The following is a 25,891-nucleotide window of genomic DNA, read 5'->3' on the forward strand; positions in this document are numbered from 1 at the left end:
GCAAAAAAGGAGCCAAGTTGATTTGGCTCCGACACTTATGCAAAACTTATTGTTGATTTTTCTGGTCCTTCCCCCGTTGAACCATCTGATATACTTCTTCCGGTGTCATTCCTTCCGCATTGATCACCTGGATTTCTCCAAATGTATCCTGCATACCCATCATATCTTTGTCACCACCGGAAATGATACAACAATCACAGTTTTGAAGCTGTGTACGGTCCAGATTTTCCACTTGACACCCCTGGCTTTCAAGATACTGACTTACATTTGTCAATCCCTCTTCAACAGCCACTCGCGTTTGGTTCAAAATCCTCACCTTCTTTGTTTTTGATCATCTTCTTTTACATAAGCAATTAAGGCCACTTGACCACCCAGCATCCGCTTTAGATCCCGTTCCGTTTTTGCAATTTCCTCCATGACATCCTGGCGGTTTTGAAGGTTAACCAACTTATAGGATTTGCTTTCCTTTATCATTCCAAATCTCCCCTTGAGAAACGGGATTTTTGTTTGGAAGCAAACATTTTCATCCCAAGAGGAACCATACCAAACCATCGATATGCCCAAGGGAGACGCTTTTGACGACGGTTCATCCGTTTTTCCTTGCGTTGTTCCTTGGGAGTGTCCATATGTTTAACCACTTCCTGCACCAGAAATTTCAAATAATCCTGTGTCGACATGGACTTCACCTCCCCGCTTCCAGTTTAACCAAGGGAGAGTCGTTTAAACCCCCAATTCATCCGTTATCTCCTTCCAATTCCTTAAAATCCGATCCGACACTTCATCCGGAGTTAAACCAGAGGTATCCAGATGGAAATCGGCAAAATCGTAAGCCCCTTGACGTTTCTTTTTTAATTGAGTCACACGCTCCCGAACATCTCCTGACAAAAGAGGACGGGAGGTATTTGCCTTCAGCCGTTTGATCAATTCGTCCACAGAAGCATCCAGCGCAACCACCCAGCCGGAATCGGTAATCTGTTTCACATTGTCTTGATCCAGGACAATTCCACCTCCGGTGGTGATCACCGCAGGACGTTCTGCCAGTGCTTCAATCAGAACGTGTTTTTCCCACAATCGAAAACAAGCTTCCCCATTCTCTTCAAACAGTTCTGATATACTCTTATTGACTTTGCGTTCCACTTCCAGGTCGGTATCAATCCACGTTCGACCGATTCTTTTCGCCAGTACTTGACCGACTGAACTCTTCCCTGTTCCCATAAATCCAATGATTATCAGATGTTTCCCACTCAAGCTGTATCGCTCCTGTCAAAGGTTTTCGCTATTATAACACGCGTATCAACCGTTTGTGAGCAAGTGGAAGAACTCTGAGTATAAGGGCAAGGCTCTCGCATGGTATCCATGACCGTTTGTGTAAATCGTGCAATCCTACGATGACAAACGTCCCCAAAGATGCCTCAAATGGGTTTGAGCCAACTTGTCATCATTGCAGTACACGCCCCTTCGAAACATGCTATAGGAAGGAGGATTAACATTGAGTTATATAACAATTGATCAAGTAAGCAAATGTTACAGTGAAAACACGGTCCTTGACCACATTAGCCTATTGGTGAAAAATGGAGAATTGGTCACTTTGCTGGGGCAGAGCGGGTGTGGAAAAAGCACCTTGCTCCGGGCCATCGCCGGGTTGACAGAGGTGGATGAGGGGTCCATTTTTATCGATGGAAAAGAGGTCACAAATCTTGCACCTAGGCATCGTCAAGTCGGCATGGTCTTTCAATCCTACGCCCTTTTTCCCAATATGACCGTCTTCAATAACATCGCCTTTGGTTTAAGGATGAAAAAAATGAACAGCCGCTCCATCAAACAGGAAGTGCAAAACATGATCGACCTCACTCATCTGAACGGCAAAGAAGATGCCTATCCGCATCAGCTTTCCGGAGGTCAACAGCAACGGGTGGCCCTTGCCCGTTCTCTGGTGATGAAACCAAAGGTGCTTCTTCTCGATGAGCCCCTGAGTGCTCTCGATGCCCAGATTCGTAAGAGTCTGCAACAGGAATTGAAACGGGTCCAGAAAGAGTTAGAAATCACTACAATTTTTGTAACCCATGATCAAGATGAAGCGATGACGCTGTCCGACCGGATTTTTATCATGAATGAAGGGCAGATCATCCAATCCGGTACACCCACGGAAATCTATACCCATCCCGCTTCCTCCTTTATTGCCCGTTTTATTGGAAACTACAATGTATTCAGTTGCAAGGATTTTCAACAGATGACAGGGAATACGGAATTTGACGGTTTTGAAGTGGCCATCCGACCGGAAGTGATTCAGTTATCGAACGTTGATGAGTCATCGATGAAGAATAAAGAGCACTACTGGGTTTTACAGGGAAGAATCAAGGACCGGTCAATGATTGGAAACGTGCTCCGATATGAAATTGAAACAGCCAAAACAAACGTGTGCGTGGATTATTTACACCATAACGTACCCTCTTTTGTAAACGGCGATCAGGTGTTGATCCACCTGCCGAAAAAGGACTGTATTTCCATATAAATGAAAAAAGGCACTTCATTACTTTCCGAGGAAAGAAAAAGATTGCCGTCTTTGAACAGAGACAACCAAAAGAAACGAAATTTGCAGTAACACAAGGAGGGACGATTGGCTGTCCCTCCTTCGTCTAAATCAGCAACCCTTCCCTAGGTATGTCAGGGATGTGTTATCACTCCAGTTACGAACTCCATCGGACGATGGTACAGTCAGGAAGGTTTACCTCAGCGGTAATCGTCTGTTTAACACCGTCTCCCCTAGCGATGGAACGAATCTCAAGGGTATCATTTTCTATCTTTTGAACCGCGGTATGGGTTTGAATTCCATTCATCGGGGTGGAGAGAGGGCGCCTCCATGAAGGGTCTGTACATACTTTCTGCTGCATACGTGCGATTCCACTTTCCGCCGCATACTGAGCCTGAGCCAGTTTCCAATCCAACCGTTCACCGTGAAGCGAGCGGCTAAATATGGAGAGAGCAGCTGTGATCAGGAGAAAGGCAAGCACCGTTACACCCAATACAAAAGGCAAGGCGATTCCCCGTTCATCCCGGAGCCCTGTCCCCTGGTGACTCATTCGTCCAACCTCCCCCGAATAAAAAACTCCCTTTCAACATCCCCATGCCAATTCTGCATCCCCAAATCGATGGATACACCTCCTCTATGGGGATGAAAGCTGATAAAATACACATTGTGCAGCAAAACCGTTGTTCCCCGAAAAGCGGAATGACCTGGCTTTTTGACACTTCGAATCACCCGACGCCGATCATGCCGATACCGGAGGGTTTCCCCGGTAGGAAAATCAAACAACAGCCACCCTTCCGGAGAAAGCCGAAAATGGTTTCCCCGCTGAACATCCTTTTGGATATCCGTTGCAAATGCTTCTGCTTCCGAACGAAGCTCCTGTTCCGCAATCAACTGTTTCAATGCTTGCTCCAAATCCAGACTGACTGCAAGAACCACTGGAATGATCAGGAGAAGCAATGACAATACAACAGCCAACTCCACATAAGTGAAACCCTGATCGTCCCTGGTCACTTCCAATAAACCAACCCTTTTAGACTTCTCTTTTGCTTTCGCTTTTGGGCGTCGTTCCATAAAACCTCCACATAGGTACCCGCAAGATGCGAATGGACTCTTTTTTTCTTCCAACGAATTTTATAGACGGTTCCATCTTGTTCACTCTTTTTCATCCCTTGGGAAGGCACTGGCACGGAGGACGATTGAATCCGTTCCATCTCCGATTTCAGCAACACAGTAGCTTCCATTCTTTGCATGTTGACTCGGTACTGTATTTTCATTTCACTGAGGATAGGTAGGCCCACAGAGACCAGTATGCCAAATACCATTAGAGCGGTTACTGTCTCGGCCAAGGTAAAACCACCTTCTCCCTTCATGGAACCACCTCCACCCGTGGTCTCCCGGAAGCCACCTGTACAACCACCCGACCCACCTTCTCTTCCCCATCAATCAAATAGAAGGTGCCACCCCTCGCCTGTCCCGATCTCCGAAAAACAATCCGTCCGGAAGGATAATTGCTCTGAAGACGCATTCCGGACGGGACCATTTCCTTTTGCAGACAGCGATTACCGATCCACACGGAATAATGCTGTCCATCCCTGCTTACAGACAGGGAAATTTCCGTCTCCAGAGCCTGAGCTTTTCGTTGCGCCATTCGAAGGTCCTCAGCCAGAAGGCTAAGGAATTGCTTTCGCTCCAACCGGTCCCCCCATTGTACAAACGCTGGCAACGCTAACGCGGCCAACAGACCAATCAAGGTGAGTGTAATGGTTAGCTCAACCAGGCTCCATCCCCCTTGATCTTGTGGCCTTTTGTCAATCCCCATGAACCGAACACTTTACTCGCTTTTCCACCGGAGCGTTTTTCTGAAATCGATATGTCCCCTTTGCCGGACAAGTGGGAACCGTTCTAAGATATCCTCGACGCTTCATTTTTTTTACACTGCTGGGATAATTGCCGAACTCCAAATAGTAATTATCTGCCTGAGAGCCGATCAATTTTCGATTCGCTTTACATGCTTTTTCCTGTGCTGCCTCCCCTGCATTCTTCAAATTGGGCAAAGCAATTGCAATAATCACTCCTATGACAAAAAGGACGACTAGCATTTCAATTAACGTAAACCCTCGTTCATCCTGAAACAACCGTTTTTTCATCCCTCTCCTCCTTTCTTTAAACCGCGCGAACCAAATGCAACATCGGTAAAAACAACGCAAGCACCGTAGCAACCATCAGAATGCCGATGAAAAAGATCAACACAGGTTCCAGACTCTGCGTCAGTCGATCCAGCCGATCCTTGATCAACATTTCCGTTCCCTGAGCCAAACTCAAAAAGGATTTTTCCAGACTTCCCGATTCTTCTCCCAAGGCTACTAAACGATGGAGAGATGGAAGAAACAACGCTCCTTCCTGTTCCAGAGAACGATACAAACTCTCTCCTGCCAACAGCCGCTCCCGTACACGAAAAAGCCCTTTTTGAAGCGGATTCCACGGTGTGAGTGATTCCATGATCTCCATCGCTTTCAACAGAGGAACACCTGACTGCAAGAGGGAACCCAACTGAATCGCCAAGTAATGAGTAAATCGCAAAGCAAAATAGGAACGAATCAATGGCAAAGCGTAAACTGGAGCTGTCCACCGCCCCCGTATTTTTGAAGGAAGGCGACGGCTGACAAGATAAAGCAGGAAACCAATAGCACATACCCCTCCCACACTATAAAGAACAACCCGTAGAGAGCCATGGATGGAAATAAAAATCCGTGTATACAACGGCAAGGTAAGTCCCATCGTCTCATACATCTCTGAAAAGCGGGGTACCACAGTGGTCATCAAAAACAAAAGGGAAAGAATCACCAACAGAAACACAATCAGTGGATAGGTCAGTGACCGGGTAAGTTCCCGAATAAACCGTCCCTTTTCCCGATAATAGGCGTGACACTGTTTCAGACCAAATCCATAATCTCCATACTCTTCTGCCGCCTGGATAAAGGAGATGAAAAGGGAGGGAAACCCTTCCTGTTTCAATGCAACAGAGAGACTCATCCCTTGATCGAGACACCGCAAGACCCTTTCGGCTTCTTCTGGCCGGATCACCCTTTGCTCCGACAGAAGACGAATGCTGGGAACCAAAGGAAATCCCGCATCCAACAAATGGGACAGATGACGACTGAACTCCGACAAGCGGTCTGCATTCCACTTTCTTCTTTTCCACTCATTCATGTACATCCACCACCCGGTGATATTCGGACAGGGTGGTCTCCCCATTCGTCACCATTTCCAAGATGGACTCCGCAAGCGAACGCACCCCTTTGTTTCGAAATTTCTGACGAATACGGGAGAGCGGGGCGCGATTCACAATGAATGGATGAAAGTCCTCCTTGATCGTCAGCACTTCAAACACTCCTGTCCGACCTTTCAAACCTTTATACCAACACTTCTCACAGCCGTTTCCTTCACATTGCTTGCAGATCAGGCGAACCAACCTTTGAGCCACCACTCCGGTCAGTGCAGAAGCAATCCGGTAAGGCTCAATGCCCATATCCAACAGACGTGTAATGGAAGAACACGCATCCGCCGTGTGCAAAGTGGACAACACCAAATGTCCTGTAAGCGCTGCACGAATGGCCGCATCAGCTGTCTCTACATCTCTGATTTCCCCGACCATAATAATATCGGGGTCCTGGCGGAGTACTGCCCGAAGTCCTCTTGCAAAGGTCAATCCCGCTTTATTGTTCACCTGAATTTGATTGACTCCAGAAAGCGGATATTCGACAGGATCTTCCAAGGTCACAAGACTTAACTCTTGGCGGTTCAACTCCTGGAGAATTGCATAAAGACTGGTTGTTTTGCCTGATCCCGTCGGTCCCGTGATCAGTATAAGCCCACGGGATCGTCCAATCATTTCCTGCAAACGCTGCTTTTCTGTTGCCCCCATCCCCAATTCCGCCACAGACATCCGTTCCGGTCTGTTTCGCAACAGTCGCAATACCAATTTCTCCCCATGCACGGAAGGAACACTGGAAACCCTCACTTCCACCCGTTCTCCTTGGTATGTCACCGTCAAAGCTCCATCTTGTGGAAGTCGTTTTTCCCCAATGTCCAAATGCCCCATTACTTTCACTCTTGAAATAAGCGGTTGTATATTTTCTTTGGAGAGGGAATCGACAAATAGGAGAAAGCCGTCTACCCGTTGACGAATCTGAAGACTGTCCATCTGTGGTTCGATATGGATGTCACTGGCACGGGCTTCAATGGCTTCTTCCATCAAACGTGACACGTAGCCTGCTGTATCCATTGCACACCTGCCTTTATTGGAAAAAATATGATATAAAACAAATATTCGACAATTTATCCTATCTACCTTCTGATATCTGCAATTTTTTTCTTCAAGGTTTCCTGAGGGATGTATATTTTCTTCTCTTCTCCTCCATATTAAAAATGTCAAGTTGATCGTGGGGAGTAGCCAAGTGGTAAGGCAACGGACTTTGACTCCGTGATGCGCAGGTTCGAATCCTGCCTCTCCAGCCACAGAAAACCTTGGGACAGAGCCCCAAGGTTTTTTCATGTATTTGCCTCTCGACTTTTTCGGCAAAATCCTTTAACATGTCCACATATATGGTTCTTTTTATAGAAGGTGGTGAGAATATTGACATTAGGTTGGGCTTTTTTGATATTGATCAGTGTATTTTTCACCATCTGGGGGATTGCTCGTTGGAATACCTTCCGACCACTGGTAAAACGAGTGGATATCCAGGTCTCTCACCCCTTGGAATCCCAGGGACTGCGGATTCTGCATTTATCTGATCTTCATATGGAAAAACTGTCGATTTCTCCAGAAGCACTTCTTCAACAAGTGAAAAGTGAACGGATTGATTTAATCGCACTGACTGGAGATTATCTGGATACTGTCCCGATGATTGACCGTTTTCTGCAATACTTGGACACATTAAAAACACTCAACCCCCGGTATGGAATGTATGCCGTCTTTGGAAACCATGATTATGTAATTGTCGACCACCTTCCCCATCTGCAAAAAGAGATGGAAAAGCGCGGTTGTATTGTGCTAAAAAATGAACATGTCCGGATTCCTGTCGAAAACCAGCACTTGAACATCATAGGAATTGATGATCATTACACTGGTCGCAGCAATCCGGATAAAGCGTTTAACGGCATAAAGGATGGAATCAACCTGGTTCTTACTCATGACCCGGAAATTGTACTGGAAATGAACCACCACTTCGACTATCTCTTGTCTGGTCATTTCCATGGTGGACAAATTCACTGGCCGAAACCCTATCATTTGAAAAAAATGGGCAAGCTTCCTGAACAGAACATGATCAGTGGACTTCACTATCATCAGAACCGGGCTTTTTATATCAGTGACGGATTAGGTCAAACCGCCTTTAATATACGACTTCGTTGCCGCCCTGAAATCACTTTCCACAGTATTGGTGGAGGACCTTCCGTTAAAATGTAAAAAACCGACCCGATTCAAGGGTCGGTTTTTAATGTACATAATCGGCAATAATCTCAGCCGCATCCAGAGAGGATTGGGGACGTCCCAAATTCAACGCTCGTTGGCGCATATCCTGCCATCCCGAAGGAGTCTCCATCAGCGGACGAATCTCTCGTGGAATGGCCTGGGGCAGATCTTGACGGAGAGCCACCCCCTGTTGAATCAGAAATTGGCTGTTTCGTTCTTCCTGACCGGGGATCGGTTGCGATATCAAGATGGGAAGTCCTGTAGCCAGAGCTTCTGAACTGGTTAACCCCCCCGGCTTTGTAACAATCAGGTCAGAAGCTGCCATCCAGTCCCGTATACCGTTCACATAACCCATGAGATGAACCTGTTTTTCATGTTGATAAGACGATTGCAACTGAGTCAGCAACTCCTTGTTCTTTCCGGTCACTACGATTAAATGGGCCTCCGGCATGTCCTCAAGGAACTGGGCAATCACTTGCTCCATCGGCCCTAGACCGACACCTCCTCGCATCAGAAGAACCGAAAAAGCGTGAACATCAATTCCCACCTTACGTCGAAAAGCTTGACGATCAGAAAAAGGCTCGGAAAAGATCGGATCAATTGGGATCCCTGTCTGGTAGATTTGATGTTCGGAAACTCCAAACCGTTTTTTTAACGTTTCTGCAACCTGTTGATGTGCAACGAAATAAAAATCCACGGCAGGGTGAACCCAAAAGCCATTCACGTCAAAATCCGTAATCGCAGCACCAAGGTAAAATGGCTGTTCCACCTGGTCTTTCAATTCTGCCATTGCTCCCAAGCAAAATGCATGGGTATTTACCACCACACGGGGACGATATTGATTTAACATCTCCCGCATTTTTCGTAATAATATCCGGGATAATGAAGAGCGAAAAGCTTCACTAAATTCATGTTCCTTGCTGTAAGCTGCCCCCCACAGTCCGGGGGCATATTGCAGGGTATTCAAATAGACTTTGCGGATAAAGGATTCCAAAGAACGACTGAAGTGAGACAAGCCACAAGAAACCTCTACCTCCAGATCAGGTTCCATCCAGTTTAGTCCCTTCCGGATCGCTTGGGCTGCCTGATAATGTCCACGCCCGCCAATCTCCTCTGTTAATATAAGCACCTTATCCATAATCACAACCCCGCATCTTATAGCGCTGATTTAACTGCTCCTTAGAGATAAATACCCGTTTTGGAATCCATTTATCCTTCTGTTGTTGAAGTCGTCTCCATCCCTGAGGATGACAACAAAGTAAGATACATTGCAAAAAGAGCGATTTCATCCATGCTCGAAACGCACTTGGGAGCTCTTGCACATCAAAACCCAATCGTTTGGAACCATGATACAAAAACGTTGTACCTAATAAAACATGAACGCTTTTTCCATGAGGATGATGTTCCAAATACTCGGTGAGGGCCGGAAAGGATTTTCGGATTTCACGAATAATCAATAATTCATCTCTGATCCCGGAATGGTGCTCTGTGTTTTCTCTCAAAAGCTGGGCAATGCGGAGGTTATGAAGATGAAGCTTTGCATACCAGTCCCCTTTTTTCAACCAAACTCCATCCCTGGTTTTCAGCGGCTCCCCACGATATGGTTTGATCACAATACGGAACAGATTTTGATTCGACTGATCCACATATTGCAGGCGTGTTATTCCATAATAAATTTTGTCCACCCAGCGCCAAGCTGTAAGAAAGGTTCCCGTTACCACCACCAACCCTCCTTTCCGGAAAGCCGATGTTAGTATTCTTCAGATAAGAAAAAAACATACTTGAACCCCCTTGTCCGAATCGGTCGGGGGTTCAAGTATGTTAGAAGATAAAACCTAAGGAGAGGATGTTTTTGAGCGACGACTTCTTCCGATAATCATTACAAATACAATCAATACGACAGGAATCAACCATGTTAGTATTTCCATCTGGCGAATGATACGTGCATGAATGATTGGATCTTCCACGATCAACTGTCCAGCGGTATAGGCTAAAATACCGGCTCCTACATATACCAACCAAGGAAAACGGTTCATGATGGAAGCGACGAGTTTACTTCCCCACATCAGAATGGGGATACTCAAAGCCAGTCCAAACAAAACCAACCAAAAGTTACCATGAGCTGCTCCGGCCACTGCCAACACATTATCCAGACTCATGACGACATCAGCGACAATAATCGTTTTAATCGCTGAGCGAAGTCCTTCTCCCGTATGAATATCCGCTTCTCCATCATCATCCGTCAACAGCTGAATCGCGATCCACAGGAGCAATATCCCTCCGATGCCTTTCAAAAGGGGTACTTCCAACAACCAGACTGCAATCAACGTTAAGGATACCCGGAGAAAAACCGCAGCCGCTGTTCCCCACACAATCGCCTTTTTCCGCTGATTCTGGGGCAGTTTTCGCGCAGCCATCCCGATAACCACAGCATTATCTCCGCTGAGAACCAAATCCAAAATGATAATGTTGAAAAAGCCAATCCAAAACTGAGCATCCATCGCTACAAAATCAATCCTTCCCTTTGTTCATACATTGTCATACCCTGAACATGGGTTTTCTCGCTCACAATTCTCTAAACCCTGGATCGGAAAGTAGAAAAACAGACAAACCTGTACAGTAACTGGTATGTGACCCTATCCCAACAGATTTAGTATGACCTGATAGTTTAAATTGGGGACAATCTCCATGGAATAGGGAACCTCCACCCGCTCCCACTGTTTATGGGCATCTTTCCCATAAGGACCGATATTAACTACTGGGACGTCCAGTGACTGTATAGCTTCTCGATCCATTCGATATTTCATCCCCCATGCGGGCATATTTTTTTCAAAGGAGTCCAGTCCTTCTTTATCATCGCTGATGGCCACAAAACTCATGTCGGAAATATAAGGAAAAAAATTTCGCACTTGAATGGGTTGTTCACATTGAGGTTGAATCGTGCTTACCGCCTGGTTTACTGCATGAATCAAACGGCGATCCCGTTGATCCGTTTCATCCAACACAATGCGGGGAATATAGATGGATGCATACAGCAGGATGACTGCTGGGGTTTTTTCATCGTCCCAGCTCCACAGTTCTTCCACCATCCGACGACAGTAATCCCTGAGGTCCAATTCCTCCTCATTTAGCAGACTCATCGCAAACACACGCATGCTTTCCTCAAACTCCACCCCATACATTTCCAAACATTGATTGTAGAATTCTTCATACGTATAAACCCTGGGTGTTCCCATTTGGGGTTGATAGGGTTCATCGGTGCGAAGACAATAGGTTCGGTAACGATGGTGATATTGCTCCCAAGCAGCGTCCACAGCCTCTCGTGCAACCTTTTTCAATTTTTCCATCACATCCTTGGGTGACCAGCTGTGAACGAAAAAATTATAGTATGCAAACGCGGAGAAAGGGGTTTGAACATCATATTGAGATTTTAAATCGGTCTGTTTCAAAGAGATCGGTGGCAACGTCGTTTCTCCGTAAAGCTCATCACAAAAATCCGGATTATAATCCAAACGCCGGGTCAGTTCTGCTGCCACCAGATTGGGATCAAATCCCTCAAAGGTTTGTCCAGCATGGGTTTCCTTACCAGCAATAAAGAAAGCGGGCAACAACTTTCCCACTGTTCCCAAATAAACATACCGATTGGGGTCTCCTTCAAAGCGCGGAGATGTGTAGTCTGTGTTAATCGCGGCGATATAGTCCAGGTTTTCCTCTTGGGCTAGATAAAGCATATCTGAAAGCGCCGAACGAATTCCGTGAGAGTTATCTTCTTCATCACATTCCGACAGAAAAAGGATATTCCCTTTCAATTCTTCCGGATGCTCTGCAAAATATCGCGTCAATACCATATTGGAAGCCACTCCGGATTTCATATCCACAGACCCACGGCCACAGGCCCATTCTCCATCTTCCAAATCCGTTTTTACCTGCTCCGGGATTTTTCCACTTTTCCACCGATCCATCAGTTCCTCCGGAGCGAAAGCAAGTCGCTTCCATTTCCCGTAGTCATCCACCCCCACGGTATCCATATGGCCCATTAAGATCACGGTTTCACCATGTATGGAGTCATATCCTCCCTTAACCAGAGCCATTACATTATACCGCTCCCGTTCATCCCCCTGAGTTTTTACCAAACGGAGATGACCGGGATTCTCCTTAAAATAAGCCAATTCTTTAAAGTAATCATGGATCAGGTAAGCCATATCCCGTTCTCCGATCGTACCATTGATACTCGGATGGTGTATCAGCTCTTTCGTCAAGGTGAACACTTGATCTTTCCAATCCCTCATCCCGCTCCCTCCTTTCCATTCATAATTGAAACAGCCACTCTCCTATCTGTTATACAAACATGAGGGGCGTTTTAGAATAGGGAAAACTCATCCTCTTCCCGATCTGATTTCAACACCATGCACTTGGTTCCTTCCACAGCATCGGATACCAGCTGCTCCACATTCAGCGGAGATTCCAACTCCCTTGATCGTTTCACTGTGGGACGTGTAACGGGGGATTTGGGTTGAAACACGGTACAGCAGTCTTCATACGGAAGGATGGATGTCTCATAAGTACCAATGGTTCGGGAGATTTGCATAATCTCCTGTTTGTCCATTCCAACCAGTGGCCGGAGGATTGGCATTCGGGTAACGTCATTAATAGCATTCATACTTTCCAGGGTCTGGCTGGCAACCTGACCCAAACTCTCTCCGGTCACCAAAGCCAGCGCTTTGTTTTTGCGAGCCAACTCTTCGGAGATTCGCACCATAAACCGGCGCATAATCGTAATCATATAGGAGGATGGACACTTTTCTTTGATTTCAGTTTGAATATCTGTAAAAGGGACGACATAAAGACGTATTTTCCCACCATATCTCGCCAAAATTCGCCCCAGATCTTCCACTTTCTGTTGAGCCCTTTCACTGGTAAACGGATAACTGTGAAAATAAACCGCATGAAGTGCCGCCCCTCGTTTCATACTCAGATAGCCTGCCACCGGGCTGTCAATTCCTCCTGACAGCATTAACATCACCCGACCACTGCTGCCCACTGGCAGCCCTCCTGGACCGGGAATATCCGATCCATAAAGATATGTGGCTTCTTTCCGTACCTCCACACGCAAGGCGAACTCCGGATTATGGACATCCACCCGCAATTCCGGGATTCGTTTTAAAATATAACTTCCCACAAGATGGTTAAGCTCCTGGGATCGATGCGGGAAATCCTTCCTCGTCCGCTTGGCAATCACTTTAAACGTCTTTGCACGCGGGACAGCTTCCTTTGCCAAATCCAAAGCCGCTTCCTGAATGCGATCAAGATCTGAATCCACCTGCTTGGCAGGAGAAATTCCCACCACTCCAAAAACCTCTGATAACGCCTGTACCACCGGTTCCATCGGCTGACCATTCAGTTCTACAAACATACGACCAAACGTTTTCTTTACTTTAGCTCCCGAAAAAGGTTTCAATTTCTCCCGGATATTTTGGAGCAAGCGGTTTTCAAAATCTGAGCGGTTTTTACCCTTTAAAGCCAATTCACCATAACGGACCAAAATCAAATCGTTCATTTTGACGCACCTTTCATCATTCGTTGTAATGGGGGAATCACTTTGGTTAGGGCCTTCATGCATTGATGAACATCCTCATCGGTAGTTTGCGCTCCCATACTGATTCGGATGGAACCAATTGCTGTCTGGTCATCCAATCCCATCGCTTTTAACACCCGGCTCGGTTGCTCTCCTTTGGAGGAACAGGCCGATTTACTGGAGACATAGACACCCTGTTCCTCAAGGGAATGAACAATCACTTCTGACTTTAAACCCGGAAAAGAGAGAGAAAGAATATGAGGAGACCCTCCTTCTGTCGAAGTATCCCCGTTGATTTGAACATTTGCCAGCTTCGCTGCCAATTCCCTGATCATCTCCTGCTTCCAATGGGAAAGGCGAACTGCGGTTTCCCTCCGCTTCTGTTCAGCCAGCACTGCAGCCTTGGCCAATCCCGCAATCCCCGGTACATTTTGCGTACCGGAACGGTACCCTTCTTCTTGTCCCCCTCCGACCAATTGTGGGGAAAGCTTCACTCCCTCTCGAACATAAAGGCAACCGACTCCCTTGGGACCATGAAACTTGTGACCTGATAGGCTCATAAGGTCAACTCCCCAATCCTGGGGCCGAACGGGCAACTTGCCAAAGGATTGAATCGCATCTACATGAAAGAAGACCTTTGGATGTTTTTTCACAATCCGACCGATCTCCGGAATCGGCTGAACCGTTCCCACCTCATTGTTCACATGCATTACGGAAACGAGTACCGTATCGTTTCTGATCGCTGCTTCCACATCCTTCGGTTGGACACGTCCCTTTTCATCCACGGGCAGATATGTGACCTCCCAGCCCATCTGCTCCAATTGACGGCAAACCTCAAACACAGCAGCATGTTCCACCTGGGTGGTAATGAAATGCCGCCCACGTCTTTGATATTGAAGAGCCACTCCTTTGAGGGCCAAATTATTGGCTTCCGTTCCACCTGAGGTGAAAACCAAACTCCTTGGAGAAACGCCCAAGGTATGAGCAATGGCTTTCCTTGCTTGTGTCAAAAGACGTTCCGCTTTTCCTCCCAAATCATGAAGGGAAGACGGATTTCCAAACACATTGACCATTACATCCGTCATCACCTGAACCACTTCCGGATCAGGCTGCGTGGTTGCACTGTTGTCCATATAAATCATCACGGTTCATCCTTTTTCCAGTCTCACAGAATCTGAAAACCATCATAACACAGGAACTCACCCGGTAAAAGAAGCTTCAACAGTCCCGTACTGAAAGCTTTCCTCTTTCTTTCATATTCCCTTACAGGGTATGATAAAATCGGAACATAAAATCCGGGAGGTGAAGCCATGAAAGAGCGGGACGAAATCCGACTCACCCAGCTTTCCTCCAAAGCTGGATGAGGGTGCAAAATCGGTCCTTCGGACCTGGCGCAGGTACTGCGTCATTTACCACAAGATGAGAATCACCCGGATCTATTGGTGGGCTTGTCTGATCCTGACGATGCGGGGGTGATTCAACTCGACGACCATACAGCTCTTGTCCAAACCGTTGACTTTTTCACCCCGGTTGTGGATGATCCTTATGCCTTTGGCCAGATCGCCGCAGCCAACAGCTTGAGCGATATTTATGCCATGGGGGCACACCCTCTCACCGCTCTCAACCTGGTTGGCTTCTCCATCTCCAGACTGAATGCCTCCCTGTTGGCCGACATCCTCCGGGGTGCATCGGACAAAGTAAAAGAGGCCGACGCTATCATTATTGGCGGTCACTCCATCGATGATCCAGAGCCCAAGTTTGGACTGGCTGTTACCGGAAAAGCACATCCGGACAAACTCTGGCGCAAGGGAGGAGGTCGTCCCGGCGATCGACTCATTTTAACGAAACCGATTGGCATCGGTATATATACCACTGGTATCAAGCGGGATCAAGTCACCAAGGAAGAGATTCACCGGGTTACCCAAGTGATGTCCACATTGAATAAAGCGGCCGCCGAAAGTCTATCAGAGATGGATGTGCATGCCTGTACCGATGTTACAGGTTTTGGACTGTTAGGACATGCCTTTGAAATGTGTCTTGGTAAACCCATCGGGCTTGAAATCGATGCCCATGCGGTCCCCATCCTTCCACGGACGGAAGAATTGGTTGCTCAAGGCATTGTTCCCGGCGGTACACAAGCAAATATCCGCTATCTAAAGGATCACCTGATTATAAAGGATGGGGTTAGCAGCTTCATGCAGACGATCCTTTGTGATGCTGTTACCTCTGGTGGCCTGCTCTTCGCCATTCCCAAAGAGCAGGCTGAAAAAGCACTGGATCTTCTTCATCAGAACCAGGTAAACGATGCCCGGATCATCGGACAAGTGACAGAAAGGCACCCTGGAACGATCCAAGTAAATGTGTAAGTAAATCGTCGGTCCCCTGTGCTTGGACAGGGGATCGATAACATCCAGAATCCCTTGAAGGAAAGGTTGAGCTTTATGCCGACGGTGGAACAACAAGAAGCGCTGCGTCGTTTGCCGGCAGTTCATCAGCTTCTGGACCGAAAAGAACTATCTCCCTATCTAAAACGTCTTCCCAGGGAGTGGGTGGCCCAGACAGTAAGGGATACACTCACCATGAAAAGGAGGGAAATACTGGATAACCTATCATTCCGGGAGGAAATAACGGAGAGTGCATTGATTGCCCAGGCAATAAAAACCCTTCATCATTTGACAGAACCCCAACTCCGTCCTATTCTCAACGCAACAGGGATCGTCCTACATACAAATCTGGGGCGGGCCATTCTGAGTGAGGATGCCGTTAAAGCCGTTCATCAGGTGGCGCGTTCCGCCAGCAACTTGGAATTTCAACTGCATGAGGGGATTCGAGGGTCCCGCTATGACCATGTGGAAGCACTTCTCTGCCGTCTTACCGGAGCCGAGGCGGCAATGGTAGTCAATAACAACGCCGCGGCGGTCTTTCATATTCTTCAAACACTGACCAAAGGAAAAGACGTGATTCTCTCACGGGGACAACTTGTAGAAATCGGTGGTTCCTTTCGGATTTCAGAAATTATGCAGGAAAGCGGCGCCCGTTTAGTCGAAGTGGGAACCACCAACAAAACCCGTATCCAGGATTATGAACAAGCAGTAACCTCAGAAACAGGAATGGTATTAAAAGTACATACCAGCAACTTCCGAATCATTGGCTTCACTCAAGAAGTCCCGCGGGAGGCATTGACCGCATTGGCTCGCAATCATGGCATCCCCTTCTATGAGGACTTGGGAAGCGGGGTTCTCTACGATTTGAAGAAACATGGAATTGGAAAGGAACCTACGGTACAGGAATGCATCCAAGCGGGGGTGGACCTTCTCAGCTTCAGTGGGGATAAATTGCTGGGCGGACCTCAGGCAGGAATCATTGTGGGTAAAAAAGAATGGTTGGATCGGTTGAAGAAAAATCAACTCACCCGCTCCCTCCGCGTTGATAAATTCACTCTGGCCGCACTGGAAGCCACCTTGCGCCACTACCTTAACCCAAAGGAAGCAGCACAGAAAATTCCCACCCTGCGTCAAATTTTGCGGAAAAAAACAGAATTGCAGGAGGCCGCAAGGCAGTTAGCCCATACCATTCAAGAAACAACAAAAGAAAAGCTTCAAATTGAAATGGTTTCTTCCCATTCAGAGGTGGGAGGAGGGTCCATGCCTGAGGTGGAACTCCCCACGGTCTGTGTAGCCATACGCTCCCATTCGATTCCTGTATCCCAGTTGGTCCAACGTCTGCGATCTGCCCCTAAACCCGTGGTCGGCCGTACTTCTCAAAATTGGTTATTGCTGGACCCCCGGACACTGGAAGAAAATGATTTCCCCACCATTACGGAAAGTTTTCGGTATGCTCTTCAAACATGACCCAAAAAATGGCTTTGTGAACCGAGAGAATTGCAGGAGGAAAGGGAACATCAACCCTCCTGCACCTGTTGTCAATCCCGTGAAGAAGCTCCTTTTTCCTTGGGACCCGCAATTCCATGAAGAATGACATCCGCCATCCAGACCAACTCCTGCTCTTCTTCCTCTTGAACCAAAAAGCCTGGAAAAGCTTTATTTTTTGCCAAAAGATAACCAATCCCGATGGAAAGGATACTTCGAGCAATTACATGTGTAGGAAGATCATCGCGAACGCGTCCTTCCCGCTTCCAACGTTCAATCCGGTCTGATGCCACTTCATAAAATGCCTTGGCCACATGATTATGCAGAGCTTCCCGCAATTCCGGCTGAAACAGGCTTTCCACAAGAATGATCTTTACCTTTTTCCAATTTCCTTCAACTAAGTTGACACGATTGGCATAAAATTCATGAAACAACTCATCCAATGGTTTGTCTTGATCCAGAATTTTCACCACAGGCTGCAAGAGATACGGTGTGGCCACCTTGGAAATGGCCGGAATCACCAAATGTAAAAGCAACCCTTTCTTGGACCGGTAATGTTTGAAAATCGTCGCTTCCGCCACACCGGCCCGATGAGCAATTGCACTCGTGGATGCTCCTTCAAACCCCCGTTCTGAGAAAATATGCATCGCTGCTTCCAGAATGCGCTTTTGCTTGTCCGTTTCCCGATCTTGCCTGTCCAAATTTAAACCATAATCCTGGGCAATCCACTCGATCCATTCTTCCCACGACTTTTCTGATTCTTTCATACTCCACTTTCCTCCTCCACGAACTGATAAAGATATCTTTTTTACTGACTTTCCGCAATGTTTCCCTTGATTCCTCGATTACACCGCTTGTCCTCCGGTTTGTGATCTCTTTTCTCCTGTATAAAATCCGGCATTTTTCTCTACGGTCAAATCAGGACAGATAGACGACCTCGGCAAATGGCTCTCTTCAGTCCTTTTTCATCTCATAATTGAGTAAGTGATTACTTACTATCATCTTATCCTACAATCTATTGTCTGTAAACGGAATGAATCGTTTGACAGAATGGAAGAAAGCTAAGGGAACGAACTCACAGATGGAGGTTTCCCCATGGATAACAACAACCGGAGGATTACAATTGCGATCCCTGCGGATCTGGATCATACGCTGGAACAGATGGTGCAAAAGTACAATCAAAAGAAAACAGATCCTGATCAGTTTATCACCAAAACGGAATTGATTCAGGAAGCAGTGGAAACGCTAGCAGAAGAGTATATTGCAAAATATGTAGATACACAGGACTAATGAAAGATGGCGTTGCAAGAGCCTCCCCTTAGGGTGTAGCAAAAGCAACCCGTCGCAGGGCAATCGAATGTATTAGCGGTGCCTATCCCACTCGCAGTGGGTTCGTTATGGTAGGGGATTCCAGCGACGAACGCGTCTCTCGCGCCGGGTAAAACCATAGGAGTGAGTAAAAGGAACCAACGTACTGGTAACAGGTACGCCACCCATGCGGGTACATGCGACCTAGCCGCAGAACGGCATGGGACGGGCTGATTTGGGAGTCTTCCGAATCAGAAATGGACTGAGGGCACTAACTACCCAAGAATCCCATGCCTTTAGGCGTGTGGAGTCTCAAACCCGGATCATGATCTCACCGGCTCTGTTTTGAACTTCTCCAATTTCTTCACCCACATTAAAATGGTTGCGCCGGCAAGTGTGGATAGGCCATACATCAGATAGGTGGCAGAAATCCCGATCCAATCCAACATATATCCACCTACCAGGGTAAAAAATGAATTTCCCAATCCCGTACCCACAGCAGCGTATAAAGAAATAGCTGTTGTCCGGACTTCTTTTGGAGCAAGATCGCGAACATATTGAAGAGCCGCAGGAATAAACAATCCAACAGAGAATCCTTGACTGACTGTGGTAACGTAAACCCAGAAAAGGGACGGCTCCAATGCATAGAAAAGCCACCGGATTCCGGATACCAGTGTAGCAAACAATGTTACAGTCAACATCCCCCATTTACGAATCCAGGGCCCGGCAAAACGCATAAAGGGAGCTTCACTCCCGGCAGCAAAAAGAAAGCCTAATCCTACTCCCGCCACTGTCCCTCCCAAATGCTGAAACAGAAGACCAAAATACGTGTTATTGGCTTGGACAGGACCAAAAATCAGAAAGGTGGCTAGCAGGAACAGACTAAAACGTGGCATTTTAATCAGGCGAGATAGACCGGATCGGAGATCCAGATCAAAAGAAACCTCTTCTTTCGGCAATTTTAATCCTATGATTGCACATGCCCACAGGGAAGCGGCAAAACCGAAAAAGATCACATGCATCCCCAGATTTTCTGCTAATTCTCCCATGATCCAGGTTGCACTGGCAAATCCAATCGCTCCCCAAAGTCTCAAGTTCCCGTAATGACCCCCAGCACGATGTACAAAATTCATGGCAATACTATCTGATGTGGGAATAATCGCGCTTTGAAAGGCAGCTAAACAAGCTGCCAATACCAACATCCCCGCATAAGTATCCAGAACCAGATACCCCAATCCCAACATTCCGGTCATCATCACGGCCAAAATCAGCATACGATTGGGTTTTCCGGTATAGTCACAGATCATTCCCCAAAGAGGTTGGGTAAACACCATAACAATGGGGCCAATGGACAGGAGCGTACCGATTTGTCCCCCTGTCAGACCCACTTCATTTTTAAAGTACACACTCAACAAAGGAAACAAACCGCCAATCCCAAAGAAGACCAAATAAAAAAAGAAACTGAATTGAATCCGTGCCCATTGGTTCGCTTTTATCATCACTGCTCTTCCTCTCTATGTTCAATCCACCCATTCCCAAACGAACAAGAAGCAGCTTGAAGAATAAAACAACCGGGCGTGTTCCCGGTTATCTCAACCCCTGTTATTTTTCTCCGGATATTCTGCCACCACGCGGGTTCCCAGTCCTCCCCTGGGATTCCACAAAGCTTCCACCTTCATATATTTCGGCTTCGCCAGAGCAACCAGTTCATCCAAGATTCTGCGGGTGGCATGCTCCTGATAGATTCCTACATTCCGATAGGATGTCAAATAATATTTTAACGATTTCATCTCTATCAAATGCTGATCCGGCACAAATGTGATCTGGATCTCTGCAAAATCAGGTAGCCCCGACCAAGGACAAACAGAAGTGAATTCTGCTGTAGGAATCTCCACCTCCACATCTTTTCCCGGATACTCATAGGGGATAGTTTCTAGAATATCAGTCATAATGGCTGACTCATCCTGGATATCAAAACGGATCTTCTGGTACTTGCTGTGATCAACTGTTGCTTTACCCATAGGTTTTCTCCTCCTTTAATTTATCAAATGGTCAATCGACCATTGCTTGTGAATGATCCATACCAACCCATATACAACTGAAGTATCGATCACTGCTACCATCATTTTCACCAGATATTGTCCTGTCATCAACTCCATCAGGTTCGGCACGGCTCCATAAAAGGCCATGGTGGCGCGGGGATTTCGAACTCTCCATATGTCTCTTTCAAAAGTCCATATCATTGTATCAGAAACCATTATTTCTGCCCACCATAACCATGTGGTAGCATAAAAGAATATCCACCCAAACTACAAAAAGAAACAGGAGTGATTGAAAGGTGAGCAGAGCCACCTATATTCAGCCCAACCTGGAAGAGTGGACGGACAAATTTCATTTTTTTACGAACATTAGGATTCGCTATTGTGAGACGGATATGTCTGGCCATTTGAACAATACCCATCACATTGTCTATTTTGAACAGGGGAGGTTGGAGTATCTGGAGCAGTTGCAATTTCACCACCTACCATTGACAGCAGTTACCGCAGATATTTGTTGCCACTATCACAGTGAAGCATTCTTGCGGGAAGAATTGAAGCTGGGTGTACGAACCGCTCGCTTGGGAAACAGCTCTCTCGACTTGGAATATTGCCTTCAAACTGCCGCGGATCAGCGACTCGTCGCCACCGGTCGGGGAACTTTGGTATTCATCGATCAAAATACCAAAAAAAGCACCCCCATCCCTGATGAATTGAGGAAACAGATCGAAATGGTTGAAGGAATTGGCACCGCTTAACAAGCAAAAAACACCCTCCCTTCGATCCAAGGAGAGGGTGTTTTTAAAAATACGAATGTCAGGGGATCATAGCCATTCGGAAACGGTTTTTGGCTCCATGAAGTTGAGGAGGTAATCCGGTCCACCCGCTTTGGCATCCGTACCAGACATATTGAATCCACCGAAGGGTTGCAGCCCCACAATTGAACCGGTGCAACCACGGTTGAGATACAAGTTTCCTACATGGAAGTCACGGCGAGCCCGATCCAGATGTTCACGGTTGCGACTGATGAGAGCGCCTGTCAAACCGTAATCTGTATTGTTAGCGATCTCCAACAGTTCTTCAAAGTCCTTCGCCTTGGAGAAAGCGACTACTGGTCCAAAGATTTCTTCCTTCATAATGCGGGCATTGGGATCTACATCGGCAAAGATGGTCGGTTGAATAAAGTAACCTTTGCTGTCATCCGCTTCGCCACCGGCAACCAGCTTCCCTTCCTGTTTGCCGATCTCAATGTATTCGCGAATCTTGTTAAACTGAATGTCATCGATCACTGGTCCCATAAAGGTACCGTGTTCTGCCGGATCACCTACAGCAAGTTCCTTGGTCATTTCAACGACCCGTTCCAACACTTGGTTGTAGACATCCTGATGAATCACTGCTCTGGAGCAAGCCGAGCACTTCTGACCAGAGAATCCAAAAGCGGAAGTGACAATGGATTTTGCTGCTAACTCAAGATCGGCATCCTTATCGACAATAATCGTGTCTTTCCCGCCCATTTCGGCGACAACCCGTTTCAGCCACTTTTGACCTTTTTGTACTTTGGCCGCACGTTCAAAGATGCGAGTGCCTGTAGCACGGGAACCGGTAAAGTTAATAAAACGGATTTTGGGATGATCCACAATATAATCGCCGATCTCTTTCGGATCTCCAGGAATAAACTGAAGAACACCATCCGGCAAACCTGCTTCCCGCATCAATTCTACAAATTTGGCCGAGATTACCGGAGCTTTTTCCGATGGTTTCAACAGAACCGTATTCCCGGTGACAAGAGCCGCCACTGCTGTACCACACATAATCGCGAAGGGGAAGTTCCACGGCGGGATAATGAATCCGACACCCATCGGCTGATAGAAATACTCGTTATGTTCATCCTCTCTGGAAATAACCGGTTTCCCTTTATCCAGCTCCAGCATCTGGCGACCATAGTACTCAAGGAAATCAATGGCTTCCGCAGTATCCGCATCCGCTTCCAACCAGTTTTTACCGGATTCATAAAGCATAGCAGCGGAAAACTCGAAGCGACGGCGACGGATAATGGCTGCCGCTTTAAACAGGATTTTTGCACGGGATTCAGCCGGCCATTTCCGCCAGGTTTCAAAGTGCTTCCAGGCGCTATTAATCGCTTTTTCCGCCAGCTCTTTATCAGCCATGGAGACTTTTCCAACCACCTGCTTTTTGTCGGCGGGGTTATAGGAAACCAATTTCCTGGACGTATACACCTCTTCTCCATCAATCAGGAGTGGGTATTCCTTACCCAAATCTTCTTTAACCTTCTCCAGGGCAGCTTTCATTGCCTTCTGGTTTTCCTCTTTGGAAAAATCCTTCCACTTATTGTGATCATAGGGGATCATCTACATCAAGCCTCCTCAAATTGCAAAAATCAATCCATTGCCAGACTTGTCTCATTTTATCACCAACCCGGCAATGGAATGCATTACGCGAAAAAGACCCCCAAGGCAGAAACCACCTTGAGGAATGCGCTTTCGCAAATGGCTCTCCAGAAGAATAACACTGTTCATGCAAAACAGCAACCCCAATTCAGTTGTTTCGCTTCAACCCAACCGGTTACTTTTTCGAGAAGCGGGAAAGCTTCGTCACTCATTCAACATTACAAAACCAAGACTTAAAATAATTCATCTCTTCTTTTTCCGATAAAGAGTGACTCCAAGAATAATGAGAAATACAGCTGTTCCACCGCTGTAAACGGGTGTCAAGGATGAATAGTTTTTTTTAGAATTGACCAATTTACCACTTTGCCTGATTCCTTCAGCTACACGAACCCCTTCATCATAACGGCGATACTGATTGCTCTTCCCAGGAATGGTAAAGGTTTCGCTCTTCCCTTTCATAACGTTCAATGTCTTGGTTTCCTGGATCGCTAACGGTAACCCATCCACATTTCCATAGAAGACGGTTTTCAATAGATACTCTCCTTTGGGCAATGGAACGCTGACGTGCGGTTTTCCTTCATGAAGATACAATACTTCTCCATCTTTGCGAGCCACAGCCAACAGCCAGTGACCCCTCACCTTATGCCCACTTACATGCATTTGAATGTTGGTTATGTTGGGTTGCGATTTCTTTGACTGCTGATTCACCTTTTGAGAGATGGAAGGAATATGGAATACATAGGGCTGTTTCACATGAACATTTTTTCCATCCACTGTTCCCTGAAAATCGACGATTACTCGATATTGATCCGCCTGCCTCATCGGGAGTTCCACCACCCCCTTGTGAGATGCAAGAACACCCCGCCGGATCACTTCCTTCTTTTTGCCTCCGGAAAGCTTTTTTGTTTCCGGATAAGCAAAATGATACCGCCAAATTCCCCGAATGTTTTTCCCTTTATCTAAAGCAGCTTTGATTTGAACGCCGCGCACTTCCATTCCGGAAGTCTCCGTCCATTCCTGATCCAGTTTCCGTCCAATCAAAACCGTATGATCTGCCTGAATGTTTAAAGCTGGAGCAGATTTTGCGGGAAAACTCGGTTCTTTCCCTCCATGATGACAATTTTCAGGAACTGAAACCTTACCTAAAGCTTTGAAATGAGGTCCACCTTTTCTTCCCATCACATCACCGGATTTCTTCTTTTTTTTCTTGCCGTTTACCACTACTTTCACCTCAAACGGACCTTCCGGTCGTTTCAGCACAGCAGAATGTACAAGTCCGGTCATTTCATCAGAAGTATAGCGGTCAAAAAGCTTATAATCTCCAGCCTTTCTCACTTCATACTGCCAACGTCCGGAAGCATTTTTTATTCGCTTCAGTTTTCCATGGATTTGCACCTGATCCTCCGTACAGCTCATCCATATATCCACCCAAGGTGGCGTAATCGTATGAGTTCGAGACAAGTCAACACGCTTTTCATTAATGCTTCCGCGGAAGGTGGCCGTAACCGCCACCTTTTCTCCTCCTTTCAATCGATCAGCCATTTTGCCTGTAAACACAGCCCGTCCCTGAGCTCCTCGGTCCTGAAGAGAGAGCACTTTCCCGCCTCCATCAACCTGAAAGGTCCACCGACCTTCTAGACGGTCTTTTTTTGTCACTCCCTCAAGATGTGCTTTTACGTGTATCCCGGTATTGTTCTCTTCTTCCAATTGTACAACGATTGTATAGGGTTCATGGTCTTGATCGGAAGCTTCCACTGAACCTGAATAGAGAAACAAAAATAAGATACTAAAAAAAACGGTCACGCGTATCACCACAATTCTCACTCCACAAACCCACATTTTGGTACTCAATGAAACAACAACCCTTATTATACAATAATTTACATCTATTGTAAGCAAACTGCATAGGGTTTCGAAAAAAACATAAGTTATGATATCATATTTCCATAGCAAATTGGGAGCGAATGGGGAACTGGTGTCCCCCCCGGTCTTCAAAACCGTGTGGGAGGCGCGCTGCGTCTCCGGTGGGTTCGATTCCCACGCGTTCCCGCCATGTTTAATCTCCGTTGGGTTTGTTCGATGGGTTCAAATACTTACAGTTTATTCGCCTTCCTATGGAGTCTCAGCGTGCACGGTCGATTCCTGGGGAGGTTTTTTGTTATGCGGGAATTTTGTCCTCTGTTTCATCGTTTTGTGGGTGGAAAACAACTGGACTTTCCCGGTCCGAAAGTATGCAATTCATGGTCGGTTTTCGGATAAACAGTTCGGGAAATCGCAAGTCAGATGTTACTCTCGCAAGGGCTTACGATATGTCTGTTTCAGATCTCGAAGAGCACCTTTGAGTTTCGGCACTCACTTATAATGACATTGTTTTGTTATTTTTCTTATGGGATCTTTCTGGTATGATAGGTATAAGAAAGTTGCTCATTTTTGTTAGCAAGATTAAGTGCTTCAATCGATGAAGCCTTAAAAGCCAAGAATAAGTAAGCGCTTTCAAAATGGAGGGTGACCCATATGTTTGACAGCCATTACCGCCGACGTGCTTTGGAAATTTGGAGTCAACCGGATCAGGAACGCAATCCGAAACATTCCCCCAACCCCGGTATTTCATTTCATCGCTTCGTTGTCCGCAGTGTACATCGGTTGTGTAGTTGGGTGTTGCCTTCTCGATAATGATAAAAAAGGAGAAGGG

30 protein-coding genes and 2 tRNA genes are annotated in these 25,891 nt (G+C 46.6%); 9 read left to right on the forward strand and 23 right to left on the reverse strand.

The genetic code is table 11. The annotated features are described in order from the left end of the window. Positions 1–46 precede the first annotated feature (46 nt). From FN782_RS04595 to FN782_RS04605, 4 genes are read right to left on the reverse strand one after another with little or no spacing between them, the layout of a single operon-like run. Positions 47–316, reverse strand: a complete 270-nt coding sequence (locus FN782_RS04595; RefSeq protein WP_142504591.1) for a YkuS family protein — start codon at positions 314–316, stop codon at positions 47–49. Beyond that, complete coding sequence (locus tag FN782_RS16665; protein WP_185956032.1) at positions 313–474, reverse strand: hypothetical protein; 162 nt, start codon at positions 472–474, stop codon at positions 313–315. Before FN782_RS16665 ends, FN782_RS04595 begins: the two co-directional genes overlap by 4 nt. Further along, complete coding sequence (locus tag FN782_RS04600; protein WP_142504592.1) at positions 471–677, reverse strand: YqzE family protein; 207 nt, start codon at positions 675–677, stop codon at positions 471–473. The genes FN782_RS16665 and FN782_RS04600 overlap by 4 nt, the downstream gene beginning before the upstream one ends. Positions 678–720: 43 nt before the next feature. Beyond that, entirely contained in the window at positions 721–1,248 is a 528-nt protein-coding gene (locus tag FN782_RS04605) for a shikimate kinase (protein WP_246064841.1), read from the reverse strand. A gap of 241 nt (positions 1,249–1,489) precedes the next feature. Here FN782_RS04605 and FN782_RS04610 point away from each other — a divergent pair, with 241 nt between their 5' ends. Further along, on the forward strand, positions 1,490–2,512 hold the full coding sequence (locus FN782_RS04610; RefSeq protein ID WP_142504593.1) for an ABC transporter ATP-binding protein: 1,023 nt from the start codon (positions 1,490–1,492) through the stop codon (positions 2,510–2,512). A gap of 175 nt (positions 2,513–2,687) precedes the next feature. Here the strand turns inward: FN782_RS04610 and FN782_RS04615 are convergent, their stop codons facing one another. From FN782_RS04615 to FN782_RS04645, 7 genes are read right to left on the reverse strand one after another with little or no spacing between them, the layout of a single operon-like run. Continuing rightward, positions 2,688–3,080 carry a hypothetical protein gene (locus FN782_RS04615; protein WP_142504594.1) on the reverse strand — a complete coding sequence of 131 codons (393 nt, stop codon included), beginning with the start codon at positions 3,078–3,080 and terminating at the stop codon, positions 2,688–2,690. Further along, positions 3,077–3,601, reverse strand: a complete 525-nt coding sequence (locus tag FN782_RS04620; RefSeq protein ID WP_185956033.1) for a hypothetical protein — start codon at positions 3,599–3,601, stop codon at positions 3,077–3,079. The genes FN782_RS04615 and FN782_RS04620 overlap by 4 nt, the downstream gene beginning before the upstream one ends. Beyond that, a complete protein-coding gene (locus FN782_RS04625; protein ID WP_142504596.1) occupies positions 3,538–3,900 on the reverse strand; it encodes a type II secretion system protein in 363 nt (120 codons plus the stop codon). Before FN782_RS04625 ends, FN782_RS04620 begins: the two co-directional genes overlap by 64 nt. Then, positions 3,897–4,349 (reverse strand): prepilin-type N-terminal cleavage/methylation domain-containing protein, encoded by a 453-nt coding sequence (locus FN782_RS04630; RefSeq protein WP_142504597.1) that lies wholly within the window; start codon positions 4,347–4,349, stop codon positions 3,897–3,899. The genes FN782_RS04625 and FN782_RS04630 overlap by 4 nt, the downstream gene beginning before the upstream one ends. Next, positions 4,339–4,677: a competence type IV pilus major pilin ComGC gene (locus FN782_RS04635; RefSeq protein WP_142504598.1), complete on the reverse strand. Its 339-nt coding sequence runs from the start codon at positions 4,675–4,677 to the stop codon at positions 4,339–4,341. The genes FN782_RS04630 and FN782_RS04635 overlap by 11 nt, the downstream gene beginning before the upstream one ends. Positions 4,678–4,693: 16 nt before the next feature. Beyond that, positions 4,694–5,740, reverse strand: coding sequence for a type II secretion system F family protein (locus FN782_RS04640; protein WP_185956034.1), 1,047 nt, complete (start codon positions 5,738–5,740; stop codon positions 4,694–4,696). After that, a complete protein-coding gene (locus FN782_RS04645) occupies positions 5,733–6,815 on the reverse strand; it encodes a GspE/PulE family protein (protein WP_142504600.1) in 1,083 nt (360 codons plus the stop codon). Before FN782_RS04645 ends, FN782_RS04640 begins: the two co-directional genes overlap by 8 nt. Before the next feature lie 158 nt (positions 6,816–6,973). Between FN782_RS04645 and FN782_RS04650 the strand changes: the two genes are divergently transcribed. Both FN782_RS04650 and FN782_RS04655 read left to right on the forward strand, forming a co-directional pair. Next, positions 6,974–7,048, forward strand: a tRNA-Gln gene (locus FN782_RS04650). Between the two features lie 118 nt (positions 7,049–7,166). Then, positions 7,167–7,997: a metallophosphoesterase gene (locus FN782_RS04655; RefSeq protein WP_142504601.1), complete on the forward strand. Its 831-nt coding sequence runs from the start codon at positions 7,167–7,169 to the stop codon at positions 7,995–7,997. Positions 7,998–8,025: 28 nt separating this feature from the next. Here FN782_RS04655 and FN782_RS04660 read toward each other — a convergent pair whose 3' ends face one another. The 6 genes from FN782_RS04660 to FN782_RS04685 all read right to left on the reverse strand — a co-directional run bounded on the left by FN782_RS04660 (position 8,026) and on the right by FN782_RS04685 (position 14,720). Continuing rightward, positions 8,026–9,141: an MGDG synthase family glycosyltransferase gene (locus FN782_RS04660; RefSeq protein ID WP_142504602.1), complete on the reverse strand. Its 1,116-nt coding sequence runs from the start codon at positions 9,139–9,141 to the stop codon at positions 8,026–8,028. Then, complete coding sequence (locus FN782_RS04665) at positions 9,134–9,724, reverse strand: YkoP family protein (protein WP_142504603.1); 591 nt, start codon at positions 9,722–9,724, stop codon at positions 9,134–9,136. The genes FN782_RS04660 and FN782_RS04665 overlap by 8 nt, the downstream gene beginning before the upstream one ends. 114 nt (positions 9,725–9,838) lie before the next feature. Continuing rightward, positions 9,839–10,504, reverse strand: coding sequence for a TerC family protein (locus tag FN782_RS04670; protein ID WP_142504604.1), 666 nt, complete (start codon positions 10,502–10,504; stop codon positions 9,839–9,841). Positions 10,505–10,639: 135 nt separating this feature from the next. Next, on the reverse strand, positions 10,640–12,292 hold the full coding sequence (locus tag FN782_RS04675) for a M20/M25/M40 family metallo-hydrolase (RefSeq protein ID WP_142504605.1): 1,653 nt from the start codon (positions 12,290–12,292) through the stop codon (positions 10,640–10,642). A gap of 71 nt (positions 12,293–12,363) precedes the next feature. Beyond that, a complete protein-coding gene (gene thiI, locus FN782_RS04680) occupies positions 12,364–13,560 on the reverse strand; it encodes a tRNA uracil 4-sulfurtransferase ThiI (protein ID WP_142504606.1) in 1,197 nt (398 codons plus the stop codon). Next, on the reverse strand, positions 13,557–14,720 hold the full coding sequence (locus tag FN782_RS04685) for a cysteine desulfurase family protein (RefSeq protein ID WP_142504607.1): 1,164 nt from the start codon (positions 14,718–14,720) through the stop codon (positions 13,557–13,559). The genes thiI and FN782_RS04685 overlap by 4 nt, the downstream gene beginning before the upstream one ends. A gap of 168 nt (positions 14,721–14,888) precedes the next feature. Between FN782_RS04685 and selD the strand changes: the two genes are divergently transcribed. Further along, positions 14,889–15,944, forward strand: a complete 1,056-nt coding sequence (gene selD / locus FN782_RS04690) for a selenide, water dikinase SelD (RefSeq protein WP_142504608.1) — start codon at positions 14,889–14,891, stop codon at positions 15,942–15,944. A 75-nt stretch (positions 15,945–16,019) separates the two neighbouring features. After that, entirely contained in the window at positions 16,020–17,429 is a 1,410-nt protein-coding gene (selA, locus tag FN782_RS04695) for an L-seryl-tRNA(Sec) selenium transferase (RefSeq protein ID WP_142504609.1), read from the forward strand. A gap of 71 nt (positions 17,430–17,500) precedes the next feature. Here the strand turns inward: selA and FN782_RS04700 are convergent, their stop codons facing one another. Then, positions 17,501–18,214 carry a TetR/AcrR family transcriptional regulator gene (locus FN782_RS04700; protein ID WP_142504610.1) on the reverse strand — a complete coding sequence of 238 codons (714 nt, stop codon included), beginning with the start codon at positions 18,212–18,214 and terminating at the stop codon, positions 17,501–17,503. Positions 18,215–18,542: 328 nt separating this feature from the next. Between FN782_RS04700 and FN782_RS04705 the strand changes: the two genes are divergently transcribed. Further along, positions 18,543–18,737 (forward strand): hypothetical protein, encoded by a 195-nt coding sequence (locus tag FN782_RS04705; protein ID WP_142504611.1) that lies wholly within the window; start codon positions 18,543–18,545, stop codon positions 18,735–18,737. Positions 18,738–19,078: 341 nt separating this feature from the next. On the opposite strand, the gene FN782_RS04710 is transcribed toward FN782_RS04705, so the two are convergent. The 3 genes from FN782_RS04710 to FN782_RS04720 form a co-directional block, all read right to left on the reverse strand. Further along, positions 19,079–20,254, reverse strand: coding sequence for an MFS transporter (locus FN782_RS04710; protein ID WP_142504612.1), 1,176 nt, complete (start codon positions 20,252–20,254; stop codon positions 19,079–19,081). Between the two features lie 93 nt (positions 20,255–20,347). Beyond that, entirely contained in the window at positions 20,348–20,776 is a 429-nt protein-coding gene (gene queF / locus FN782_RS04715; RefSeq protein ID WP_142504613.1) for a preQ(1) synthase, read from the reverse strand. Between the two features lie 15 nt (positions 20,777–20,791). Beyond that, positions 20,792–21,013: a hypothetical protein gene (locus FN782_RS04720; RefSeq protein ID WP_185956035.1), complete on the reverse strand. Its 222-nt coding sequence runs from the start codon at positions 21,011–21,013 to the stop codon at positions 20,792–20,794. Positions 21,014–21,093: 80 nt separating this feature from the next. On the opposite strand from FN782_RS04720, the gene FN782_RS04725 reads away from it, so the two are divergent. Next, the gene (locus FN782_RS04725) at positions 21,094–21,549 is read left to right on the forward strand and encodes an acyl-CoA thioesterase (protein WP_142504615.1); all 456 of its coding nucleotides are present in this window, start codon (positions 21,094–21,096) and stop codon (positions 21,547–21,549) included. 66 nt (positions 21,550–21,615) lie between these two features. Here FN782_RS04725 and pruA read toward each other — a convergent pair whose 3' ends face one another. Beyond that, positions 21,616–23,160, reverse strand: a complete 1,545-nt coding sequence (gene pruA, locus FN782_RS04730) for an L-glutamate gamma-semialdehyde dehydrogenase (protein ID WP_142504616.1) — start codon at positions 23,158–23,160, stop codon at positions 21,616–21,618. A gap of 282 nt (positions 23,161–23,442) precedes the next feature. Further along, positions 23,443–25,050 carry a hypothetical protein gene (locus tag FN782_RS04735; protein WP_142504617.1) on the reverse strand — a complete coding sequence of 536 codons (1,608 nt, stop codon included), beginning with the start codon at positions 25,048–25,050 and terminating at the stop codon, positions 23,443–23,445. A gap of 105 nt (positions 25,051–25,155) precedes the next feature. Between FN782_RS04735 and FN782_RS16670 the strand changes: the two genes are divergently transcribed. Continuing rightward, positions 25,156–25,252 (forward strand) — tRNA-Sec (locus tag FN782_RS16670). A 461-nt stretch (positions 25,253–25,713) separates the two neighbouring features. Next, entirely contained in the window at positions 25,714–25,872 is a 159-nt protein-coding gene (locus FN782_RS16675) for a hypothetical protein (protein WP_185956036.1), read from the forward strand. Positions 25,873–25,891 lie beyond the last annotated feature (19 nt).

This window comes from Melghirimyces algeriensis (genome assembly GCF_900182565.1).
Lineage (GTDB): Bacteria > Bacillota > Bacilli > Thermoactinomycetales > DSM-45169 > Melghirimyces > Melghirimyces algeriensis.

Excerpts from the sequence above, each read along its gene's own strand:
- FN782_RS04630 (WP_142504597.1), bottom strand. The coding sequence starts at position 4,349 with ATGGGGATTGACAAAAGGCCACAAGATCAAGGGGGATGGAGCCTGGTT.
- queF (WP_142504613.1), bottom strand. The coding sequence starts at position 20,776 with ATGGGTAAAGCAACAGTTGATCACAGCAAGTACCAGAAGATCCGTTTT.
- FN782_RS16665 (WP_185956032.1), bottom strand. The coding sequence starts at position 474 with ATGATAAAGGAAAGCAAATCCTATAAGTTGGTTAACCTTCAAAACCGC.
- FN782_RS04685 (WP_142504607.1), bottom strand. The coding sequence starts at position 14,720 with ATGATTTATATGGACAACAGTGCAACCACGCAGCCTGATCCGGAAGTG.
- FN782_RS04710 (WP_142504612.1), bottom strand. The coding sequence starts at position 20,254 with ATGATAAAAGCGAACCAATGGGCACGGATTCAATTCAGTTTCTTTTTT.
- FN782_RS04700 (WP_142504610.1), bottom strand. The coding sequence starts at position 18,214 with ATGAAAGAATCAGAAAAGTCGTGGGAAGAATGGATCGAGTGGATTGCC.
- FN782_RS04720 (WP_185956035.1), bottom strand. The coding sequence starts at position 21,013 with ATGGTTTCTGATACAATGATATGGACTTTTGAAAGAGACATATGGAGA.
- FN782_RS04600 (WP_142504592.1), bottom strand. The coding sequence starts at position 677 with ATGTCGACACAGGATTATTTGAAATTTCTGGTGCAGGAAGTGGTTAAA.
- thiI (WP_142504606.1), bottom strand. The coding sequence starts at position 13,560 with ATGAACGATTTGATTTTGGTCCGTTATGGTGAATTGGCTTTAAAGGGT.
- FN782_RS04620 (WP_185956033.1), bottom strand. The coding sequence starts at position 3,601 with ATGGAACGACGCCCAAAAGCGAAAGCAAAAGAGAAGTCTAAAAGGGTT.
- FN782_RS04660 (WP_142504602.1), bottom strand. The coding sequence starts at position 9,141 with ATGGATAAGGTGCTTATATTAACAGAGGAGATTGGCGGGCGTGGACAT.
- FN782_RS04640 (WP_185956034.1), bottom strand. The coding sequence starts at position 5,740 with ATGAATGAGTGGAAAAGAAGAAAGTGGAATGCAGACCGCTTGTCGGAG.
- FN782_RS04675 (WP_142504605.1), bottom strand. The coding sequence starts at position 12,292 with ATGAGGGATTGGAAAGATCAAGTGTTCACCTTGACGAAAGAGCTGATA.
- pruA (WP_142504616.1), bottom strand. The coding sequence starts at position 23,160 with ATGATCCCCTATGATCACAATAAGTGGAAGGATTTTTCCAAAGAGGAA.
- FN782_RS16675 (WP_185956036.1), top strand. The coding sequence starts at position 25,714 with ATGTTTGACAGCCATTACCGCCGACGTGCTTTGGAAATTTGGAGTCAA.
- FN782_RS04635 (WP_142504598.1), bottom strand. The coding sequence starts at position 4,677 with ATGAAAAAACGGTTGTTTCAGGATGAACGAGGGTTTACGTTAATTGAA.
- FN782_RS04615 (WP_142504594.1), bottom strand. The coding sequence starts at position 3,080 with ATGAGTCACCAGGGGACAGGGCTCCGGGATGAACGGGGAATCGCCTTG.
- FN782_RS04705 (WP_142504611.1), top strand. The coding sequence starts at position 18,543 with ATGGATAACAACAACCGGAGGATTACAATTGCGATCCCTGCGGATCTG.
- selA (WP_142504609.1), top strand. The coding sequence starts at position 16,020 with ATGCCGACGGTGGAACAACAAGAAGCGCTGCGTCGTTTGCCGGCAGTT.
- FN782_RS04625 (WP_142504596.1), bottom strand. The coding sequence starts at position 3,900 with ATGAAGGGAGAAGGTGGTTTTACCTTGGCCGAGACAGTAACCGCTCTA.
- FN782_RS04645 (WP_142504600.1), bottom strand. The coding sequence starts at position 6,815 with ATGGATACAGCAGGCTACGTGTCACGTTTGATGGAAGAAGCCATTGAA.
- FN782_RS04670 (WP_142504604.1), bottom strand. The coding sequence starts at position 10,504 with ATGGATGCTCAGTTTTGGATTGGCTTTTTCAACATTATCATTTTGGAT.